Annotated in this window: 1 protein-coding gene; it reads right to left on the bottom strand. The window is 75.9% G+C overall.

Annotated features, from left to right (window positions below; genetic code table 11):
• Positions 1–119 precede the first annotated feature (119 nt).
• Positions 120–962, bottom strand: coding sequence for a 16S rRNA (guanine(527)-N(7))-methyltransferase RsmG (rsmG, locus tag ACFV61_RS14550; protein ID WP_079136282.1), 843 nt, complete (start codon positions 960–962; stop codon positions 120–122).
• Between the last annotated feature and the right edge of the window lie 271 nt (positions 963–1233).

Here is a 1233-nt window from a genome sequence, read left to right as displayed (position 1 = left end):
CGGGCGCCACCCGACCACCGGCCGCCACCCCGACGGCCACCGCACCGCCGACGGGGGGGGGGCCCCCCCCTCAGGAGGAACCACCCGCCCGTCGTCGAGCGTGCCAGGCGTCACCCGCCTCAGCGGGTGCGGCGCCGCCCGCCCCGACTGCGCTCGCCGGTCCGGACGCCGCCCGCGTTCCGTCCGGCCCGGGCCGCCTTCGCCCGCCGGGTCGCGGCCTTCACCCCGCCGGGGCTCTCCCCCGCCTTGACCTGGACCACCCGGGTCGAGGTCTCCAGGGTGCCCTCGCCGACCGAGATCACGCTCCACTCGACCGCGCCCAGCTTGGTCAGCCCGGCCCGCGAGTCGGCCAGCTCCTGCTCGGCGCTGTCGCCCTTGAGCGCCAGCATCTGCCCGTGCGGACGGAGCAGCGGCATCCCCCAGCCGGCCAGCCGGTCCAGCGGCGCCACCGCCCGGGCGGTCACCACGTCCACCGCGAGCTTGCCGACCATCTCCTCGGCGCGGCCGCGCAGCACCGTGACGTTCTCCAGCCCCAGCTCCCGGACGACCTCCTCCAGGAAGGTGGTCCGCCGCAGCAGCGGCTCCAGCAGCGTCACCGAGACGTCCGGACGGACCAGCGCCACCGGGATGCCCGGCAGGCCGGCGCCGGAGCCGACGTCGCACAGGGTGGAGCCGGCCGGCAGCAGCTCGGCGAGCACCGCGCAGTTGAGGACGTGCCGGTCCCAGAGCCGGGGCACCTCGCGCGGCCCGATCAGCCCGCGCCGCACGCCCGCGGTGGCCAGCAGCTCGGTGTAGCGGACCGCGGCGTCGAAACGATCACCGAAGACCTCCCGGGCGACGGCCGGGGCCTCGGGCACCTCGGGCACCTCGGTCGCCTCGACCGCCTCGGCGGCCGGCCCTGCAGCGGCCGGATTCACGTCGTCCGCCCCCGGCCGGCCAGCGGCCGCGTTCTCCGTGTCCATCTCGACCTCTCCGATCCCCGGATCCACCGACCCGCTCTCCGCACAGTTTCACGTGAAACATCTCGCGCCGGGCCCACGCCCCGCGAATGGACGACGACCCCGCCCGCACGAGGCGGACGGGGTCGCGTCCGGTGAAGCCCACCGGCCGCCGAGGCGGCCGGTCGTCGTTCCGCCGGCCGGCGACCGGCAGCACCTCCACCCACCAGTGTGATTTACACATGTGTCGCTGCCGCCGACCATGCAAGTGTATTTCAGGGTGGTCGGCGTTGGA

The sequence above is a fragment of the Kitasatospora sp. NPDC059817 genome (assembly GCF_042731835.1).
In the GTDB taxonomy this organism is placed as follows: domain Bacteria; phylum Actinomycetota; class Actinomycetes; order Streptomycetales; family Streptomycetaceae; genus Kitasatospora.
The sequence above is the reverse complement of the archived record's forward strand: the minus strand, read 5'-3'. Positions and strand labels throughout refer to the sequence as shown.